We start from the raw sequence: 18,861 nt of genomic DNA on the forward strand, positions 1-18,861 counted from the left end.
ACGGGCGTCGGTCAGAAGATGACCAGCGCCCGACCCCCCTTGCCCGCCAGCATGTTCTCGAACGCCGCCGGGATGCCGTCGAGTCCGATGCGGTCGGTCACGAGGGCGCCCAGGTCCAGGCGGCCCGCCCTGACGTGTTCCGCGAGGACCGGCAGGTCGACCGTCGGGTCGCAGTTGCCGTACACGCAGCCGGAGAGGGTCCTGCCCCAGTGGAAGAGCTCCAGGGCGTTGAACGTGACCTGCTGGTCCTTGCCGCCGATGCCGACGACCGTGGTGCGGCCGCCGCGCCGCGTCGACTCCCAGGCCGTACGGATCGTCACCGCGCGGCCCACGCACTCCACCGCCACGTCGACGCCCTGGCCACCGGTGAGTTTGCGGATCTCGCGGGCCGTCGTGTCCGAGGCGACCACGTAGTCCGTGGCGCCCGCCGAGCGGGCCAGCTCCTCCTTCTCCGGGGAGACGTCGACGGCGACGATCGGCCCGGCGCCCGCGATCCGCGCCGCCTGCAGCGTGGCGAGGCCGACGCCGCCGACGCCGAAGACGGCGACGCTCTCGCCCTCGCGGACCCGCGCCGAGTGGTGCACCGCGCCGTACCCGGTCAGGACGGCGCAGCCGAGCAGCGCCGCGTCGGTCAGCGGGACGCCGTCCGGCACCGGCAGGACGCAGTTGGCGGCGACCACCGTCTCCTCGGCGAACGCGGCGACGTTCAGGCCGGGGTGGAGGTCGCTGCCGTCCGGGCGCCGGGCGTAGACGTCCGCGGCGCCCGCGAGGGCGTTGCCGCAGAGCCACACCTCGCCGATCGAGCAGGCGTGGCAGCCGCCGCAGGACGGCGCCCAGTTGAGGACGACCCCATCGCCGGGCGCGACGTGCGTGACGCCCTCGCCGACGGAGACCACGGTGCCCGCCCCCTCGTGGCCGAGGACCGCGGGCACCGGCACCCGCATCGTGCCGTTGGACAGGGACAGGTCGGAGTGGCAGACCCCGGCGGCTGCGAGACGCACCCGGACCTGGCCGGGGCCCGGCTCCGGGAGGTCGATCTCCGCGATCTCCAGCGGGGAGCCGACGGCGGGCAGGATGGCGGCGCGGACCACGTTCACGTACTCCTTGGGTCGGGGGGCGGGGCGGGATGGCGCTGACGTACGGGGTGGGGTGTCAGAACTGCAGGGACTTCGTCTGGAGGTACTCGGTCAGGCCGTGCGCGCCCAGTTCGCGGCCGACGCCCGACTGCTTGTACCCGCCGAAGGGGGCGAGCGGGTTGAAGCTGCCGCCGTTGATGTCGACCTGGCCGGTGTCCATGCGGCGGGCGAACGCCACGGCCTCCGCGTCGTCGGCCGCCCACACCGCGCCCGCGAGCCCGTACACGGTGCCGTTGGCGATGCGCAGGGCGTCGTCCTCGTCCTCGTACCGGATGACGGAGACCACCGGGCCGAAGATCTCCTCCTGGGCGATGGTCATCCCGGGCGTGACGTCGGCGAAGACGGTGGGCTGGACGTAGTAGCCCTTGTCCTTGCCCTCGGGCGCCTCGGGGCCGCCCGCGACGATGCGTGCGCCCTCCTCGACGCCCTTCTCGATGTAGCCGCGCACGCGCTCCCGCTGCTTGGCGTTGACGACGGGGCCGATGCGGTCGCCGTACTTGGCGGCGGCCGCCGCGGCGAGCTCCACCGCCTCGTCGTACCGGTCGGTGTGGACCAGCATGCGGGTCCACGCGCTGCACGTCTGGCCGGAGTTGGACATGACGTTGGCGACGCCCACGTTGACGGCCTTGGCGAGGTCCGCGCTCGGCAGGATGACGTTGGCGGACTTGCCGCCGAGCTCCAGGGCGACGCGCTTGACGGCCGCGCCCGCGGTCGCGCCGATCCGCTTGCCGACCGCCGTCGACCCGGTGAACGAGACGAGGTCGACGCCCTCGTGCTCGGCGAGTGCCTGTCCGGCGACCGGGCCGAGCCCGGTGACGAGGTTGAACACGCCCGCGGGCACGCCCGCCTCGTCGACCGCCTCGGCGAAGAGCTGGGCGGTGAGGGGGGTGTCCTCGGCGGGCTTGAGGACGACGGTGCAGCCCGCGGCGAGCGCGGGGGCCACCTTGTTGACGATCTGGTGGAGGGGATAGTTCCAGGGGGTGATCGCGCCGACCACGCCGACCGGCTCCAGGTAGACGGTGGAGTTGCCGACCTTCTCCTGGAAGGGGTGCGTCGCGGCGAGTTCGGCGTACGAACCGGAGACCAGGATCGGTACGCCCGCGTGCACGGCCTGCGAGAAGGGCAGCGGCGCCCCCAGCTCGGCGGTGACGGTCTCGGCGACCTCGTCCTTGCGGGCGACGAGGCGGTCACGGAGCGCGCCGATCAGGGCGGCGCGTTCGGCGGGCGGGGTGGCGGCCCAGCCGGGCAGGGCGGCGCGGGCGGCACGGACCGCGGCGTCGACGTCCTCGGCGGTGCCGGCGGGGACCTGGCCGACGGGCTGTTCGTCGGCGGGGTTCAGGACCGTGATGGTGTCGGTGCCCGCGGCCGGCCGCCAGGCACCGTCGATGTACATCCCGTCGTGGGCCTTCATGGCATTCCTCCAGGTGGACGACCGGTAGACGACCGCATACAAACTAGCGCTGATAGTTTTCCGGCACCAGGGGCATCTGGTGCGGGGCGCTCGGCTGTGCTGAGGTGCGGGGACGGCACGCCTGTGCCGACCGCATCCGGCACGCCCGCGCCACGCGCCCCAGGAGAGTGACCTTGCGCAATCTGACCTTCGTCATCGGCACCGGCCGCAGCGGCTCCACCGCGCTGTCCCGCATCCTCAACGGCCACCCCGACGTGCTCAGCCTCAACGAATACATGGCCTCGGTCGGCGACGCGGCCTTCCCCGAAGGGGTGCTGTCGGGCGAGGAGTTCTGGGAGACGCTCTTCCGGCCCACGCCGTACTTCGCGGGGATGCTCCGCAGCGGGGTGCCGATGCCGGAGTTCCTCTACACCCGCACTCCCGGCGGCCGGTACGCCCCGGAGACGACCGGCATCCCCGCCCTCTCCCTCATGGTGCTGCCCCACCTCACGGACGACCCCGACGGTCTGCTCGACGAGGTCCGCACGGCGGTCGTCGAGTGGCCCGTCCGCGCCGCCGCGGCGCACCACGAGGCGCTCTTCGACTTCCTGGCCGCCCGGTTCGGCCGCTCCGCCGTCGTGGAGCGCTCCGGCTACTCGACGGGCTGGGCGCCGCGGCTGCGCGCCGCCTTTCCGTACGCGAAGTTCGTGCACCTCTTCCGGAACGGGCCGGACTGCGCGCTGTCCATGAGCCGCCATCCCGGGTACCGCGTGATCACACTCATGCGGGAGATCGCGGAGCGGACGGGTGTCGAGAGCCTCGGCGACCTCACGGAGGAGCAGGTGCGCTCCCTGCCGCCGGATCTCGCGCCGCTGCTCGGCGAACGCTTCGATCCGGCTCTCGTGCGGGACCGCGCGTTTCCGGTGCGGCCGTTCGGCGACCTGTGGTCCGAACTCGTCCTCGACGGCGTACGTTTCCTCGACGACCTGCCGACGGGCCGGCGCATGACGCTCGCCTACGAGGACCTGCTCGACGCCCCGCACGACGAGCTGACCCGGCTCGCCGCCTTCGTCGGGGTCGAGCCGGACCCGCGCTGGCTGAAGGACGCGAGCACCCGACTCGACCACGGCCGCCGCGACTCGGCCCGCAAACAACTCCCGCCCACGGAGTACGACGCCTTGCGGGAGGCGTGTACGAAGGGCACCCGTGCCCTGTCCCAGACGAATCCACGCACAGGCGGGTGAGCCGCACCCCCCCACCCCGGGCAGGCCACGCCGCTCCACCCCGCGGCGTTCCGGTTGTGCCCCGTCTCACGGCCCCCGCGCCGTTCCGGTTGTGCCGCGTCGGCAGGCTCGGCGCGGGCGACACCGGCCGCCGTCTCCAGCCCGCGTCGAGCGCCGCTCCAACCCGCCTTCAGGCCTGCGCAAGGCCTCCGACCAGCGATTTGTCCGGTCAGCGGACATCGCGGCGCGCGTGCGCGGCGCACGCACCCCGCTTCGTCCCGCGCTGTTTTCCGGACACACCCCACCGATTCCGCCCGTATTCGATTTCAGAAACGTGAAAGTGGCATGACAAGGCGTCAACTCTCTTGCCCGGGACGGGTGGAGCGGCCACGCTACTGATCGCGACGGGAGCGGCACACACCGCTCCCATCTGTGTGTGCGAACCCGCGCGCACCCCCCACAGTCGCGTCGCCCACCCCCCGGGCACGCCGCCTATGAGGAGGACTCCCTCGTAATGGCCATGCTCCGCAGCAAGAAGACCGTGATCGCCGCCGCGATCTCGACCGCCACCGCCGCCGCCGTCCTCGGTGCGGTCACCGCCCTGCCCGCCCAGGCCGCGCCTGCCGAGGGCCACGTGATCACGGCGGGTTCCGCCGACGCGGTCAAGGGCAGCTACCTCGTCACGCTGAAGGACGGCTCCGGCCTCAAGGCCGCCTCGAGCCAGGGCAAGGACCTCATAGCCGAGTACGGCGGCTCCGTGCAGAAGACCTTCAAGTCCGCGCTCAACGGCTACTCCGCGAAGCTGAGCGCGGCGGAGGCCCGCAGACTCGCCGCCGACCCCGCCGTCGCCTCGGTCGAGCAGAACCAGAGACTCCACGTCGCCGCGACCCAGTCCAACGCGCCCTGGGGCCTGGACCGCATCGACCAGGCGAAGCTGCCGCTGTCCGGCACCTACACCTACCCGGACAGCGCCGGATCCGGCGTCACCGCGTACGTCATCGACACCGGCGTGCGCATCACGCACTCCGAGATCAGCGGCCGCGCGGTGAACGGCTACGACGCCGTGGACGGCGACAACACCGCCCAGGACGGCAACGGCCACGGCACGCACGTCGCCACGACCATCGCGGGCACGACGTACGGCGTCGCGAAGAAGGCCAAGATCGTGGCCGTCCGCGTCCTCGACAACAACGGCTCCGGCACCACCGCCGGCGTCGTCGCGGGCATCGACTGGGTGACGAGCAACCACGCCGCGGGCGCCCCCGCCGTGGCCAACATGTCGCTCGGCGGCGGCGCGTCCACCACGCTCGACAACGCGGTGAAGAAGTCCATCGCCGACGGCGTCACCTACGCGGTCGCGGCGGGCAACTCCAACACCAACGCCGCCAACACCTCCCCGGCCCGCGTGCCGGAGGCCGTCACCGTGGGCGCCACCAGCAACACGGACGCCCGCGCCAGCTTCTCCAACTACGGTTCGGTCCTGGACATCTTCGCGCCCGGCGTGAACATCAAGGCGGGCTGGAACACCGGCGACACGGCGACCAACACCATCTCCGGTACGTCGATGGCCACCCCGCACGTCGCGGGCGCCGCCGCCGTCTACCTCGCGGGCCACACCTCGGCCACGCCCGCGCAGGTCTCCTCGGCGCTGGTGAACGGTGCCACGCCGAACGTGGTGACCAGCCCCGGCTCGGGTTCGCCGAACAAGCTGCTCAAGATCGTTCAGTAACTCTCCGCTCAGGACGGTCGGTACCGTCAGTACGGCCAGTTGCGCCCCGGGGGGTTTCCGCGTCCCCGGGGCGCTTCCGCTTCCGTACGCCCAGCGCCGCCGCCGCGAACAACAGCCCGCCCAGCATCACGAACGGCGCGGCCACACCCGCGACCCCCGCGATCAGGCCCGCCGCCGCGGGCGCGGCGACCTGCCCGAGCCGGTTGCCGGTGAGCCGCAGCGCGAGCGCCGTGGAGCGGGCGCCGTCCGGTGCCGCCTGGACGACCGTCGTCATGGACAGCGGCTGGCCGACGCCGAGGCAGAACCCGAGCACCGCGAGCACGAGCGCGAGACCCCACACCGGCAGGGGCAGCGCGATGCCCGCGCAGAGCAGCCCGGCGACGAGGCAGGTGGTGGTCAGCAGCGCCGTCCTGCCCAGGAGCCGGATCAGCGGCGTCATCACGAGGCGGCACGCGATGGTCGCCGCCGCCCGCAGGGACAGGAGCAGCCCCACCGTGGCGGGCGCGATGCCCCGGTGCTCGCCGACCACCGGCAGGTACGCCGTGAGGATGTCCGTCGCGGAGAGCACGGCGAGGCTGATGAAGATGCCCGCGGGCACGCCCCGCGTGCGCAGGATGCCGAGAACCGGGACGCGCTCGGCGCGCGCCGGGGCGGTCGGCTTCGGCCGCTTGTGCTCGATGCGCCACAGCGAGCCTAGGGAGACCGCGGCGACCGCCGCCGACACGAGCAGGGCGAGCGCGCTGGTGCGGTCCATGTCGGCGCCGATCAGCGCACCGGCGGCGATCGGTCCGATCAGCTGGCCGAGGGAGGCGCCGATGGTGAAGTGACCGAAGTTGCGGTCCTGTTCGGCGGGTGCGGACTGCCGGGCGACGATCGACTGCGCGCCGATCACGAAGCAGAGGTGGCCGAGCCCCATGACACCGCTCCAGGCCGCCATCGCGGCGAGCGAGCCCGCGATGCCGCTGAGGGCACAGCCCCCGGAGATCAGGACGACGCCGACGGGCAGGAGCGGCGCGCACCGGCCGTGGTCCGTCCTGCGCCCGAGCGGCACGGCGGCGAAGAGCGGAAGCAGCGCGTAGACGCCCGCGATGACGCCGATGGCCCGCTCGTCGGCGCCGAGCGCGAGGGCCCGGTAGGAGACGGCGGGCCGCGCCATGGACACCGCCCCCTGCGCGAAGCTGAAGGCGATGACGAGACGGAGCAGCCAGCCCCTGCCACCGGGCCCGGATGACGCGTGTGGCATCAGATGATGCCGAAGAGGATGCCGGAGCCGAGCACCACCAGCGAGGTGAGCACGGCCCATTTGACGGTGAACTTGGTGTGGTCGCCGAACTCGACCTTGGCCATGCCGACGAGGACGTACACGGCGGGCACGAGCGGGCTCGACATGTGCAGGGCCTGGCCGGCGATGGAGGCGCGGGCGATCTCCAGGGTGCCGACGCCGTGCGCCTGGCCGGCCTCGGCGAGGACGGGCAGGACGCCGAAGTAGAAGCCGTCGTTGGACATGAAGTACGTGAGCGGGATGGAGAGCAGCCCGGTGACCAGGCCCATCTGCGGTCCCATGCCCTCGGGGATGGCGTCGACGAGCCAGTCGGCCATGTGGTCGACCATGCCGGTGCCCTGGAGCACGCCGGTGAAGACGGCGGCCGCGAAGACCATGCCGGTGACGTTGAGGACGTTCTCGGCGTGGGCGCCGATGCGGGCCTTCTGGTCGGGCATGTGCGGGAAGTTGACGGTGAGGGCGAGCGCGGCGCCGAGCAGGAAGAGGACCGGGATCGGCAGCCACTCCATGATCATGGCGGTGAGCAGGAGGACGGTGAGGGCCGCGTTGAACCAGTAGAGCTTGGGGCGCAGGGTGGGCCGGTCGGGGTCGAGCCCCAGGAACCCGTCGTCGTCGGTGTCGCTGTCGGGTGCGTCGGTGCCGTCGCCCGCGCCCCCGGTGGCCTTCTTCGTGAGCGACGTACGGCTGTCGCCGTCGCCCCCCGCGCCGACGAGGACCGTCTCGTCGGCCGTCTCCGTCTCCTTCTCCAGGACCTCGTCCAGCGAGAGGATGCCGAGCCGCTTGCGCTCGCGCAGACCCAGGGCGTACGCGAGGAGGAAGACGGCGACGAGCCCCATGGCGAGTGCCGGGATCATCGGTACGAAGATGTCGGCGGCGTCGACCTTGAGCGCGGTCGCGGCGCGGGCGGTCGGGCCGCCCCAGGGCAGGGTGTTCATGACGCCGTTGGCGGTCGCGGCGACACCCGTCATCACGACGAGGCTCATCTTGAGGCGCTTGTACAGCGGATACATCGCCGAGACCGTGATCATGAAGGTCGTCGAGCCGTCGCCGTCGAGGGAGACGATCGCGGCGAGCACGGCGGTGCCGACCACGATGCGCACCGGGTCCGCCTTGCAGAAGCGCAGGATGCCCCGGACGATCGGGTCGAAGAGGCCGACGTCGATCATGACGCCGAAGTACACGATGGCGAACATGAGCATGGCCGCCGTGGGCGCGAGATTGCCGACGCCTTCGAGGACGTAGTCCCCGAGATGGGCTCCCTTTCCTACGAACACGCAGAAGAGCGCGGGGATCAGCACCAGTGCCGCGATCGGCGACATCTTCTTCATCATGATCAGCACCAGGAAGGTGGCGATCATGACGAATCCGAGGATTGTCAGCATGGGGGCTACCTAACGTTCACCATCGAACTCCCACCAGGTCTGGCGGTCCGGACGACGTTAGGACTCGCCATCAGCCGTTAACAAGATGTTGACGCGCGAGCAATAAGCGCAAAACTCCTGGTCACGGCGGGGTGTCGGGGATGTCGACAAGGATGACGCCGTTGCGGGTGGCGACGGCGAGCTCGCCCTCCGGTCCCGTGGCCAGGCCCGTACAGACGGAGGGGAGCTCGACCCGGACGTGGACGGCGCCGTCGAGGACTCCGGCGACGACGAGTGCACGGCCGCCCACCGTCGCGTACGTCCGGGCTCCGGGGAGCACGACGGCGTGGCGCCCGGGGATCGGGGACTCGTGCTCGGTCACGGTACGCACGTGGAGCCGCTGCACGCGCCCGACCGGGCCGTCGAGCCCGGCCAGGATGGGGGCGACGGGCACCACGGCGGTCCTGCGCTCGCCGACGAGCACCAGTGCGTCCTCGGGTCCGCCCGGGAACGGGGCCAGGGCCCGTACGTCGCCCCGGCCGGGCAGCAACAGTCGGTGCCAGGTCTCCACGTCGATGAGGTAGAGGCCCAGGGAGGCCGGGACGGCCAGAAACCACCGGCCTCCACAGCACACCGATGCCGAGCCGCCGGCGAGCAGGAGCCGAGGGGCGGCGATCAGCAGCCCTTCGCGGAGCGGGCCGCGGTCGACGTCGTGCACGGCGAGCGAGAAGGGGGGCCGCCAGTAGTCGAGCGCCAGCGCCACATCCCTGTCGTACGCGGACCGCCCCGGCAGGCGCGCCAACGACGACAGCGTGCCGTTGCCGCTCAGCACGACGCCGCGCCGCACCTGCCTGGCCGGATGCGCGCCCGCCGGGCCACCGAGCCCCCAGCTCTCCACCACCCCCTGCTCGCTGCGGGTGAAGAGCATGCGCTGCGGCGGCTCACCGGGCCCGGCCCCCCGCGCCGCCATCAGCTCGACGACCGCGCTCTGGCAGGCGGGCCGCAGCTGGTGGAGCAGCGCGCCATCCCTGCCGTCCCGCACCTGGACCGTCCCGTCGGACCCGCCGACCGCGACGGCGGTGCCCCCGTCCACGGCGAACGCCGCGACGGCCGTGGCGCTCGGCACGGCGTCCAGCGCCTCGGTCAGTTTCCAGCCCCCGGCGCGCTCGGCACGCTCGTCCAGCCGCCACAGCGTGCCCCGCTCGTCACCGCAGAGCAGCCCGCCACCGGCCGCCTCCCCCATGGACCGCAGGGGCAACGGAAGCCGACGTTCCCACGCGCCATCGCCACCGGTCAGCGCGACGAGACGGCGGTCACCACCCGCGCTGAAGGCCCGCGTGCCGCGCGTCCCCCGGGCGAAGGCGAGGGTGTGCACAGGCGCGTCGTGCACGCGGCGCGGCGCGCCGAGCGGGCGGCAGGCGGGCAGCGTCCATTCCCGTACGGTGCCGTCGTCCGTGCCCGCGAACAGGCGCCCCGAGCCGTCGGGGTCGAGGGCCAACGCCGTCACCCAGGAGGGCCGTTCGGGCTCGGGGCCGAGCCCGTACCACCGGCCGTGCGTGACGTCCCAGCAGGCGACGCGCCCGGTACCGGTGGCGGCCACCACCACGTCACGGCCGCACACCGTCCCCGTCGTCACGGCGGTGACGATGCCGGGGACGGCGAACTCCCCCTCACCCAGCGGCACTCCACCCGGCAGCGTCACCACCGACACCCGGCCGCTGACCTCCCCCGTCACCACCAGACCGTGCCCCTCGCGGGTGCGCCCGACCGTCGCGCAGGTCACCAGCGAGTACGTCCACGGCTGCGCGTGCCGCAGCTCCCTGCGCCACAGCTCCCGCTGCTGCACGAGATCCCAGCAGCGGATCCGGTGGTCCCGCCCGACGCTCACCAGGGCGCTGCCCGCGTCCCGGCCCTGCACCGCGCCGACGGCAATCACCGGCGCCTCGTGCGCGTCGATCCGCGTGGAGTCGGCGGCGTGCACGCCGGACCAGAGCCGGATCACCCCGTCGTCCCCGCCGATCACCGCCGTATCGCCCACCGCGCACACGGCCGCCGCCTCGTGCAGCCCCTCCTGCCCGCCGACGCGGTCCCCGGTGACCAGGTCGTACAGCTGGAGTCCCCGCCCCGAACCCTGCACGCTCACACACTCGGCCGAGCCGAGCCGGAACGTCGCGAGCCGCACCCGGCCGTCGCTCCCGATCCGCAGCGGCAGGCCCACGGGGCGTCCGCTGTCCAGGTCGAGGCGGTGCAGCAGGCCGTCCGAGGTGGCGACGGCGACGATCCACTGGCGGCCCACCCGGTGCACGGCGAACGTGCGGGGCAGCGGGACGTGTTCGAGCAGCGTGCGCACGGGAACCTCGCCGGTCAGCGAAGTCAGACGGACCGTGCCGTCGGCGCCCAGGGTGACGACGAGTTCGCCCTGCGCGTGCCCGGGGACGTGGGCGAGGGCGAGGATGTCGCCGTGGTGCGCGGTCTGCACGGCCGGGCCGAACTCTTCGAGGTCGGTGATCCGTACGGTGGCGTCCGAGTACCCCGTGAGCATCTTGTGGCCGTACTCCGAGGGCAGGGCGGCCAGTGCGGTGATCCGTTCCGCCGTCCCCGAACGCGCGTCGCCCGGCTCGGAACGGCCCGTACACGACGACTCGAGCTGCAGCTCCAGCCGCTCCAGCCGTTCCCTCTCGTAATCGAGCAGAGCACGTCGACGGCGCCGCGACATCCGGGGCTCGGAACTCTTCCGGTTCAGCGTGTACGTGAGACAGTCGCCGTCGCCGAAGCGCAGGACCACGTGGGTCGGCGGGCCCGCCCATTCCGCGTCGCGCCACACATGTATGTGCTCGGGCAGGCGTAGCCCCCGGCGTTCGTGCCCGGCATCGGCCGCGTGGTGGGGCAGCAGACGCCAGCACCAGTAGCGGTTCCGTGTCGCGTCGAAGACGTGCAGCAGCCGCCACTGCCGGGAGCGCAGTTCACCCTCTCCGAAAGTCACGTGCCGGTCGTTCGACAGCGCCACCGCGTAGCCCGGCAGTTGAGGCGGCGCCGTCCACGTGGAGCCGAAGACGAACTCGGCGGTGGCCCGCTGGTCCGATAGATCACCGGTGTCCAGGTCCCGGACCACGGCCCTGTTCCAGTACGACCGCTTCTCCAGGAAATACGCCCCCTCCCCCACCGGCACCACGACCCCACTCCCCGGCCCCGCCTCCATCCCCTCGTACCGTCGCGCACCCCCATGCGGATTCCACGCCGCCCACCGCGCCCGCCACGGCAGATCCCCCCGGTCGCACGACGCGGCCAGCGCGGTCGCCTTGCGGCAGACGGCGGCGAGCCGGAGCCTGGCCCGGCTCCCGGGGTCGGCGGTGCGCACCCGGCGGCTCCGCAGCACCTCCTCCACGTCCCGAACGGCCCGCCCGGCCCGCCGCCCGTCCGCCGTGCGCAGGCGGGGCAGCGCGGCGAGGAGCTGGTCCGGGTCGGCGGTCAGGACGAAGTCCGCGTCCTCCACCAGCGGGTCGAGGACGCCGCCCTCCGCCGCGTGCAGCGCGAGATACCGGCGTACGTAGGCGTGATCCAGATCCTTCAGCACACCCGCGACCACGGCCTGCACCCGCTGGACGCTCCGGCTCTCCCGCAGGTACTCCACCAGCGCCCGGTGGTAGATCCGGTAGACGGACCCGCCGTCCTCCGCGTGCTCGATGTCCTCGACCACGTACGACCCGGCGGCCTGCGTCAGCCAGACCACGTCCTCGTCCCCGTACACCCGTCCGCTGATCGCCGTCGCGAGCCGCGGCCACACCCCGCCCCACGGCAGACCCACGCCCTGCGCGAAGGCGAGCGGCCGCAGGAGATCGCGTGCCCGGTCCGCCAGCGGGCCGAGGCGCTGCTCCAGGTCGCGTTCCATCGCCTCGCCGGGCAGGCGGGGCAGTTCGTCGCGCCAGTGGCGGTCGTCCGGGTCGGGCACGCGCGTCTCGCGGGCGGTGGTGCGTGCGGTGATGCGGGCGACCAGGAAGGAGCGGCCCGCCGCTTCGGCGATGGCCCCGGCGACGGCGTCCACGCGGTCGGGCGGCGCCGTGCACAGCACGGACCCCGGCGTGGTGAGCAGCTTGCGGGTGTAGGCACGGACGGCCTGCGGGTCGCCGTGCCGCTCGTCGTCCAGGTCGATGCGGCTCGCCGACGCGGGCAGCAGGCGGGCGATGTGGGGGCGGGCGCCGACGAGGAGGCGCAGCGGGAGCTGGCGTCTGGGGTCGATGAGCGGGGCGATGAGTTCCTCGACGGTGTCGTGCGGGTCGAGCGCCTCGTCGAGGGAGTCCATGAGGACGACGAGCGGCTCGGTGCGTGCCTGGAGGTGGGCGGCGAGCGCGCCGAGGGACGCGGCCGCGCAGCCGGAGGCGGCGGCGAGCGCGTCGAGGAGCTGTCGTTTCGTCTTGTGGGACGCGTTGACGGCGACGTCCACGGCGCCCGGTTCGGGGAGGCGTGCGGGCAGGCCCGCGCGGACCACGGCGGCGGCGTGGGCCGCGTCGGTGAGCACGGTGACCATGCCGAGCAGGGAGGACTTGCCGGAGCCGGGGTCCCCGGTGACCACGCACAGGCGGTCGGCCGCGCGATGGGGCGCGAGCCAGTCGGTGATGTCGGTCAGGGCGGTGTGCCGTCCTGTGAAGTCCCAGACCTCTTCGGTGGGTACGTCGGTGCCGCGCGCCCTGGGCAGGAAGAACCCGGTCAACTCGGCGGTCCGGGCGCGACGTTCGCGTGCGGTGAGGTCGATGATCCGGTCGATCTCCTCCAGCTTCAGGCCGGAGGCGCCGGGGACGTGGCGGGGGTTGGACAGGAAGTCGGGAATGTCGGCGACGGCGTGGGTCACGGACCAGTTGGCCCGCTGGGTCGGTGGGACGAGGGGGTCTTCCCTGATGGCGCGCATGACCTGGCCGATGCCGATGTGGGCGGGCGCGTGCCCCGCGGTGGCCTGGCTGCGGACCGCCCGGTCGAACGCGGCCGACAGGGCCCCGGCGACCGCCTCCTCCTTGCGCCGGGAGGCTGCGATGATCACCAGGCCGGTGCTGGTGGGGTCGGTGACGGAGTTCCCGGTGCGGCGCGCTTCGAGGGCGGTGCGCAGCGCGCTGTCGGCGCCCTCCTCGGCGTAGCAGGCGTCGATGAGCACGAGGAGCCGCGCCACGGGGGTGTCCTCCCACAGCAGGCCGACGAGGTCCTCGGTGGGGAGGGCGGTGCCGCGCAGGTCGCGGGTGTCGCTGTCGGCGAGCAGCAGGTAGTGGCGGCCGCTGTGTTCGGCGGTGACTCCGTGGCAGGCGAGGTAGAGGACGACGTAGTCGTCGGGGGCGCGGTCGGGGGCGGTGGCGAATGCGCGCAGGGTTTTGATGAGTTGTTCGCGGGTCGGGTTCAGGGCCAGGTCCGCGCCCCTGCGGTAGCCGAGTTCGCCGAGGAAGAGCCGGTCGATGCGGGCCGCGTCGTCGGCGAGCTCGGGGCGTGCGGCCTCCGGGTGGGCGTGGACGTCCGTGACCGCCGTCGACAGGAGGAAGCGCCGCGCCGACGCGGGCGGCGGAGTGAGGGTGCCGTCAGCCGTCACCGCATCCCTCCCCCACCGCTCTCCCCGCCTCCTCGGTGCACAGGTAGCGGGTCACGTCGTGTGCCCTGGAGCCGTTGTGGACCAGGTGGCCGCGGACCCGGTCGCCGAACAGGGGGCGCAGGTCCTTGACGAGGGCGACGACGTCCCCCGCGTCGGCGATGTTGGTCCAGTGCTCGACGCGGCCCGGCCAGTCCCCCGGGCTTCCGTCCTCGCCCACGCGCAGCCGGTCGAAGACGAGGTGCCGGATGCCCAGCGGCGAGCCGAGCGTCAGGAGGGCGCGGGCGGGCCATTCGGGGTGGGCACAGAGCGCTTCGTAGGCGACGACGCTGCCCAGGGAGTGGCCGATGACGACCCGCGTGTCGTCGGTGACGGCGGCCGCGACCCGACACTGGACCTCGGCGCGGACGGCCGGGTCCGTGAGGTAGGCGCGCACCTGCTTGAGGTCGAGCACCAGGGAGCGCAGCGCGACGTCGGCGAAGAACCGGGAGCGGCTCAGTGCGTTCAGCGCGCGCTGCACGGTGCGTGGGGTACGGGCGAGGGTGCGGGCGTCGGGCGGCAGGACGGCGGGGTCGGTGCGGGCCGCCTCCGCCCACCACTGGAGGAGCAGCTCGCTCTCCAGGCCCTCGGCGACGTCGGAGGCGTCAAGGGGCGGGTCCTGGACGCTCAGGGTGCGGCCCGGGGGACGGAACAGGTCGCCGTAGAAGACGCAGGTCACGTCCGTGGCGGCCAGCGGCGGGGCGGCGGCGCGGGTCAGTCCGTCGGCGAGCGCGGGGCGCCAGGCGGCGTACAACTGGCTTTCGCCCACGTGCTGCTGCCCGATCCCGTGGACGCACACCACCCGCGCCATGGTCCCCCTCGGCCCGCCGATGACTTCGATCGCCTCAGTGTCGAGCCCGGCGCCCGCCTCAGTCCAGGGACAGCGCGAAGTAGGCGTGCAGCAGGATCCGTGCCTCGTCGACGAGTGCCGGGTCCCCCGACGGGTCGGCGCGGAAGGCGAGTTGGAGGACCGCGTCGACCGCTTCGACGCCGACGAGGATGGTGCGGCGCAGGGCGGCGTCCAGCGGGCGGTTGAGGTGGAGGGCGAGGAGGGCGGCCACCCGGTCGGCGACCTGCGAGTTGGCGTCCGGCATCGCGTCCGGCGCGGAGGGGACGCCGAAGTCGACGAGGCCGAAGCCGGGGACGGTGCGCATCATCACCAGGTACTCGTCGAAGGCCGCGTCGACGGCGCCGCGCCAGTCGCCGTGCTCGATGCCGGTCACGCGGGCGGCCACCCGTTCCGCGTACGCGTCGAGGTTGCGGTGGGCCAGCGCGTCCGTGAGGGCCCTCTTGTTGCCGAAGAAGCGGTAGACCGAGCCGATGGGGACGCCGGCGCGCTGGGCGACGGCGCGGGTGGTGAGGCCGTCGTAGCCGGTCTCGTCCAGGACGGCGGCGCAGGCGTCGAGGATCCGCGTCAGGCGCTCGGCGCTGCGCTCCTGCACGGGGAGGCGGCGCATGGAGGACGGGACTCGTGGACCCTCGGGCGGGTTCGGGTGGGACATTCCGGGAGAGTAGAGCATCGCTCACCTTGCCGCTTCCTCTTCGCTTCCTCTTGCGGAAGGAAAACGTGAATCCTACGGTGTCCCATAGGAATCAATGATGAGGGAGCGGTGTGATGAGCGGGCACCACGCAGACAACGCGGGCCGAGCGGACACGGGCGACGCACGCAAGATCGCCGAAGGGCTGGCCTACCTCTCCGGCTTCGGCAACGAACACAGCTCCGAAGCCGTGCCCGGCGCCCTGCCGCACGGCCGCAACTCCCCGCAGCGCGCTCCCCTCGGGCTCTACGCCGAGCAGCTGAGCGGCAGCGCCTTCACCGAGCCCCGCGCGCACAACCGCCGCTCGTGGCTGTACCGCATCCGCCCCTCGGCCGCGCACCCGCAGTTCACGCGCGCCGACAACGGCGCGCTCCGCACGGCCCCCTTCACGGAGTCGGTGCCCGACCCGAACCGGCTGCGCTGGAACCCGCTTCCCGATCCCGCGCCCGGCACGGACTTCCTCGCAGGCCTGTGGACGCTGGGCGGCAACGGCGACGCGACGCAGCGCACCGGCATGGGCATCCACCTCTACCACGCCAACTCCTCGATGCGGGACCGGGTGTTCAGCGACGCCGACGGCGAGCTGCTGATCGTGCCCGAGCGCGGCGGGCTGCTCCTGCGCACCGAGTTCGGGCTGCTGCACGCCGAGCCGGGCGAGGTCGCGCTGATCCCGCGCGGCGTCCGCTTCCGCGTGGAGCTCCTCGACGAGACCGCCCGCGGCTATGTGTGCGAGAACTACGGCGCGCCGTTCCAGCTCCCCGACCTCGGCCCGATCGGCGCCAACGGGCTCGCCAACGCGCGCGACTTCCGGGCGCCCGTCGCGGCGTACGAGGACGTCGAGGGCCCGGTCGAGGTGGTGAACAAGTTCTGCGGCAACCTGTGGCGCGCCACGTACGACCACTCGCCGCTCGACGTGGTCGCCTGGCACGGCAACCACGTCCCGTACGTCTACGACCTGCACCGCTTCAACGTGATCGGCTCGATCAGCTACGACCACCCGGACCCCTCGATCTTCACCGTGCTCACCTCGCCGTCCGACACCCCGGGCCTCGCGGGCGTCGACTTCGTGGTGTTCGCGCCGCGCTGGCTGGTGGGCGAGGACACCTTCCGTCCGCCGTACTTCCACCGGAACGTGATGAGCGAGTACATGGGCCTGATCGAGGGTGCGTACGACGCGAAGGCGGAAGGTTTCGTGCCCGGCGGCGGCTCGCTGCACAACATGATGTCGGCGCACGGCCCGGACCGCGAGACGTTCGAGAAGGCGTCCGCCGCCGAGCTGAAGCCGCAGAAGATCGACGACGGCCTCGCCTTCATGTTCGAGACGCGGTGGCCGGTGACGGCGACGGAACAGGCGGCCGGGGCGTCCCACCTGCAGCGCGGCTACGACGACGTATGGCAGGGTCTGGAGCGTCACTTCCGCAACTGACGCGACACCACCTGATTCGGAGAGATTGTGACCGCTTTCGCCCCGGACTCGATCGTCCTGAATCGGAAGCTTCCCCTCTGGTATCAGGTGTCGCAGTCCTTGCGCGCTTCGATACTGGGCCGCTCCCCCGATGCCCCGCTCCGGCTGCCCACCGAGGAGCAGCTGGCGGGGCATTACGGGGTGAGCGTGCTGACCATGCGGCAGGCGCTCAAGGAGCTGGAGGACGAGGGGCTGATCACCCGCCACCGGCGGCGCGGCACCTTCATCGAGCCGAGCGCGCGGCGCGGCGCCCCCGTCCGCCTGCTCGGCTCGGTCGACGCGATCGTGGCCCAGCAGTCGGGCATGACCACCCGCCTCCTCGACCACGGCGCCGGCCTGCCCCCCGCCGATCTGGCCGCGCACTTCCCGGGTTCGGCGGAGGTCGCGACGTACCACCGGCTGCGCTGCGACGAGAAGACGGGCGAGCCCACCAACCACGCCCGCAACTACATCCGGCCCGAACTGGCGTCCCGCATCGACCTGGACGACCTGGTGCGCTGGCCCATGACGAAGGTCCTGCGCGACGTGGTGGGCGTCCGCATCAGCCGGATCACGGACACCGTCGAGGCCACCCTCGCCGACCCGGAGACCGCGCGGCTCCTCGAAGTGCCGCTGCTCAGCCCGATCCTGCACTACACCGGCATCACGTACGACGAGGACGGCCGCACGCTGGACGTGGCCCGCATCCACTACCGCGGCGACCGCTTCTCGTTCTCGGTCACGCTCGACGCGACGTGACGGGACCGGGCGGACACGTCGTACGATGCCGGGCGTGACGCACGACGAAGCGCCGCTGCTCGCGGACCTCATGCCGTGGTCCGTCGCACCGCTCCGGCCGGGCCGCGGGTGGCCGATGGGCCCGGACCCGGCTTCCCTGCGGGCCCGTTGGAGCGCGTTCGTCCGCGCCGAGGGACCGGACCGCGAGGCCCTCTTCCGCCCCACCCGCGCCCGCACCCTGCACACGGCGGTCGCCCAGCTGCCCGGCCACGGCGGCGGAACGGGCCGACTGGCCAGGGAGGCGGGGCCCTGCCCCGAGCCCGTGCGCGTCCTGCACGGCCCCTTCGACGAGCAGTGGCTGATCCCCGACCACCGCCTCATCGACGTCGCCCGCCCCGAGCTGTGGCGGGTGGCGGGCGAGGGCCAGCTCTTCGCGGTCGAGCAGGGGTACGTCCCCGGGGCCCCGGGACCCGCCGTCCTCGCGTCGGGGGTGCTGCCGGACGGCCGCTCCCCGGCCGGGCGCCCGGGACGTATACGCCCCCTGTTCCGGCGCCCCGGAGGCCGGGAGCCCAATGTGGCCCCGGGTCTGCTCGCCCACCTGACGGACCTCCTCGGCCAGGAGGTCACCGCACGCGACCTCCTCGCATGGGTCCTCGCGGCCGGCACCGGCTCCGCGGCGGGCTGCCGGGTACCGCTCACCCGCGACACCGACGTCTGGACGCGTGGCGTGGAGCTCGGCCGACGGCTGCTCCGTCTTCAACTCCGCGGCGACGGCGAGCGCCCGAAGCTCCCCGGCGGCCGCAGGCCGTACGTCCGCGCACCGCTCCCCGCCCGGCCCGCCGTCCTGTCGTACGACACCGACGAGGAGATCCTCCACGTCGGCGAAGAGGGCGTCATCTCGCCGGTGCCGCGGGAGGCGTGGGAGTACGAGGTGAGCGGGGTACGGGTCGTGGAGCGCTGGTTCGCGCTGCGCACGGAGGCGGGCGAGAGGGGCACGCTGGAGGCGATCCGCCCCACGACGTGGCCCCAGACATGGACGTCCGAGCTCCTCGAACTCATCACGGTGCTGGCGCTGCTCGCCGAACTGCGACCCGAGCAGGAGGCGTTGCGGTCGGCGCCGGGAGCCGGGGTCAGCGGGGGCGAGCTGCACGACGCGGGCATCCTGCCCGTCCCCGACGCGGCGCGGCGCCCCGCCTCCGTCCTCGACCACCACGAAGAGGGCCCGGACGGCCAGTTCGCCCTGCTCTAGGGCCTGTGTCTCCCGAGGGGAGCAAGTACGGCAAAACCGCACCGACCGGGGGAGTTTGGGCGGCTCGGCCCAGCGGTCGATGCGGTTCTGGCTGAAACTTTTCGGTTCAACGGGTGCACGCGGCACGGGTGATGCGTGCGGGGGTGTTGGGTGACTGGGGGGCGGAGC

The 18,861-nt window shown here is 73.1% G+C and carries 12 protein-coding genes; 5 read left to right on the plus strand and 7 right to left on the minus strand.

Annotated elements, in window-relative coordinates; all coding sequences use genetic code 11:
- Positions 1 to 11 precede the first annotated feature (11 nt).
- Entirely contained in the window at positions 12 to 1,091 is a 1,080-nt protein-coding gene (locus tag DEJ49_RS06675) for a Zn-dependent alcohol dehydrogenase (RefSeq protein ID WP_150188075.1), read from the minus strand.
- Between the two features lie 61 nt (positions 1,092 to 1,152).
- Positions 1,153 to 2,547: an aldehyde dehydrogenase family protein gene (locus DEJ49_RS06680; RefSeq protein ID WP_150183245.1), complete on the minus strand. Its 1,395-nt coding sequence runs from the start codon at positions 2,545 to 2,547 to the stop codon at positions 1,153 to 1,155.
- Between the two features lie 167 nt (positions 2,548 to 2,714).
- On the opposite strand from DEJ49_RS06680, the gene DEJ49_RS06685 reads away from it, so the two are divergent.
- Both DEJ49_RS06685 and DEJ49_RS06690 read left to right on the plus strand, forming a co-directional pair.
- Positions 2,715 to 3,770, plus strand: coding sequence for a sulfotransferase (locus DEJ49_RS06685; RefSeq protein WP_223832747.1), 1,056 nt, complete (start codon positions 2,715 to 2,717; stop codon positions 3,768 to 3,770).
- Positions 3,771 to 4,263: 493 nt separating this feature from the next.
- Positions 4,264 to 5,478, plus strand: a complete 1,215-nt coding sequence (locus tag DEJ49_RS06690) for a S8 family peptidase (RefSeq protein ID WP_150183248.1) — start codon at positions 4,264 to 4,266, stop codon at positions 5,476 to 5,478.
- On the opposite strand, the gene DEJ49_RS06695 is transcribed toward DEJ49_RS06690, so the two are convergent.
- The 5 genes from DEJ49_RS06695 to DEJ49_RS06715 all read right to left on the minus strand — a co-directional run bounded on the left by DEJ49_RS06695 (position 5,462) and on the right by DEJ49_RS06715 (position 15,225).
- Positions 5,462 to 6,721 carry an MFS transporter gene (locus tag DEJ49_RS06695; protein ID WP_150183250.1) on the minus strand — a complete coding sequence of 420 codons (1,260 nt, stop codon included), beginning with the start codon at positions 6,719 to 6,721 and terminating at the stop codon, positions 5,462 to 5,464. The two genes, DEJ49_RS06690 and DEJ49_RS06695, sit on opposite strands and share 17 nt — an antisense overlap.
- Entirely contained in the window at positions 6,721 to 8,142 is a 1,422-nt protein-coding gene (locus DEJ49_RS06700; protein ID WP_150183252.1) for a CitMHS family transporter, read from the minus strand. Before DEJ49_RS06700 ends, DEJ49_RS06695 begins: the two co-directional genes overlap by 1 nt.
- 121 nt (positions 8,143 to 8,263) lie before the next feature.
- On the minus strand, positions 8,264 to 13,687 hold the full coding sequence (locus DEJ49_RS06705) for a caspase family protein (RefSeq protein ID WP_150183254.1): 5,424 nt from the start codon (positions 13,685 to 13,687) through the stop codon (positions 8,264 to 8,266).
- Positions 13,677 to 14,534: a hypothetical protein gene (locus DEJ49_RS06710; RefSeq protein ID WP_190329280.1), complete on the minus strand. Its 858-nt coding sequence runs from the start codon at positions 14,532 to 14,534 to the stop codon at positions 13,677 to 13,679. The genes DEJ49_RS06705 and DEJ49_RS06710 overlap by 11 nt, the downstream gene beginning before the upstream one ends.
- 58 nt (positions 14,535 to 14,592) lie before the next feature.
- Positions 14,593 to 15,225 carry a TetR/AcrR family transcriptional regulator gene (locus tag DEJ49_RS06715; RefSeq protein ID WP_150183255.1) on the minus strand — a complete coding sequence of 211 codons (633 nt, stop codon included), beginning with the start codon at positions 15,223 to 15,225 and terminating at the stop codon, positions 14,593 to 14,595.
- 113 nt (positions 15,226 to 15,338) lie between these two features.
- On the opposite strand from DEJ49_RS06715, the gene hmgA reads away from it, so the two are divergent.
- The 3 genes from hmgA to DEJ49_RS06730 are packed head-to-tail and all read left to right on the plus strand — an operon-like array spanning position 15,339 to position 18,693.
- Positions 15,339 to 16,688, plus strand: a complete 1,350-nt coding sequence (hmgA, locus tag DEJ49_RS06720) for a homogentisate 1,2-dioxygenase (RefSeq protein WP_150183257.1) — start codon at positions 15,339 to 15,341, stop codon at positions 16,686 to 16,688.
- A 27-nt stretch (positions 16,689 to 16,715) separates the two neighbouring features.
- Positions 16,716 to 17,465 (plus strand): GntR family transcriptional regulator, encoded by a 750-nt coding sequence (locus DEJ49_RS06725; RefSeq protein WP_150183259.1) that lies wholly within the window; start codon positions 16,716 to 16,718, stop codon positions 17,463 to 17,465.
- Between the two features lie 25 nt (positions 17,466 to 17,490).
- A complete protein-coding gene (locus DEJ49_RS06730; RefSeq protein WP_190329281.1) occupies positions 17,491 to 18,693 on the plus strand; it encodes a type ISP restriction/modification enzyme in 1,203 nt (400 codons plus the stop codon).
- Positions 18,694 to 18,861: the final 168 nt, after the last annotated feature.

It is taken from the genome of Streptomyces venezuelae, assembly GCF_008642335.1.
Lineage (GTDB): Bacteria > Actinomycetota > Actinomycetes > Streptomycetales > Streptomycetaceae > Streptomyces > Streptomyces venezuelae_F.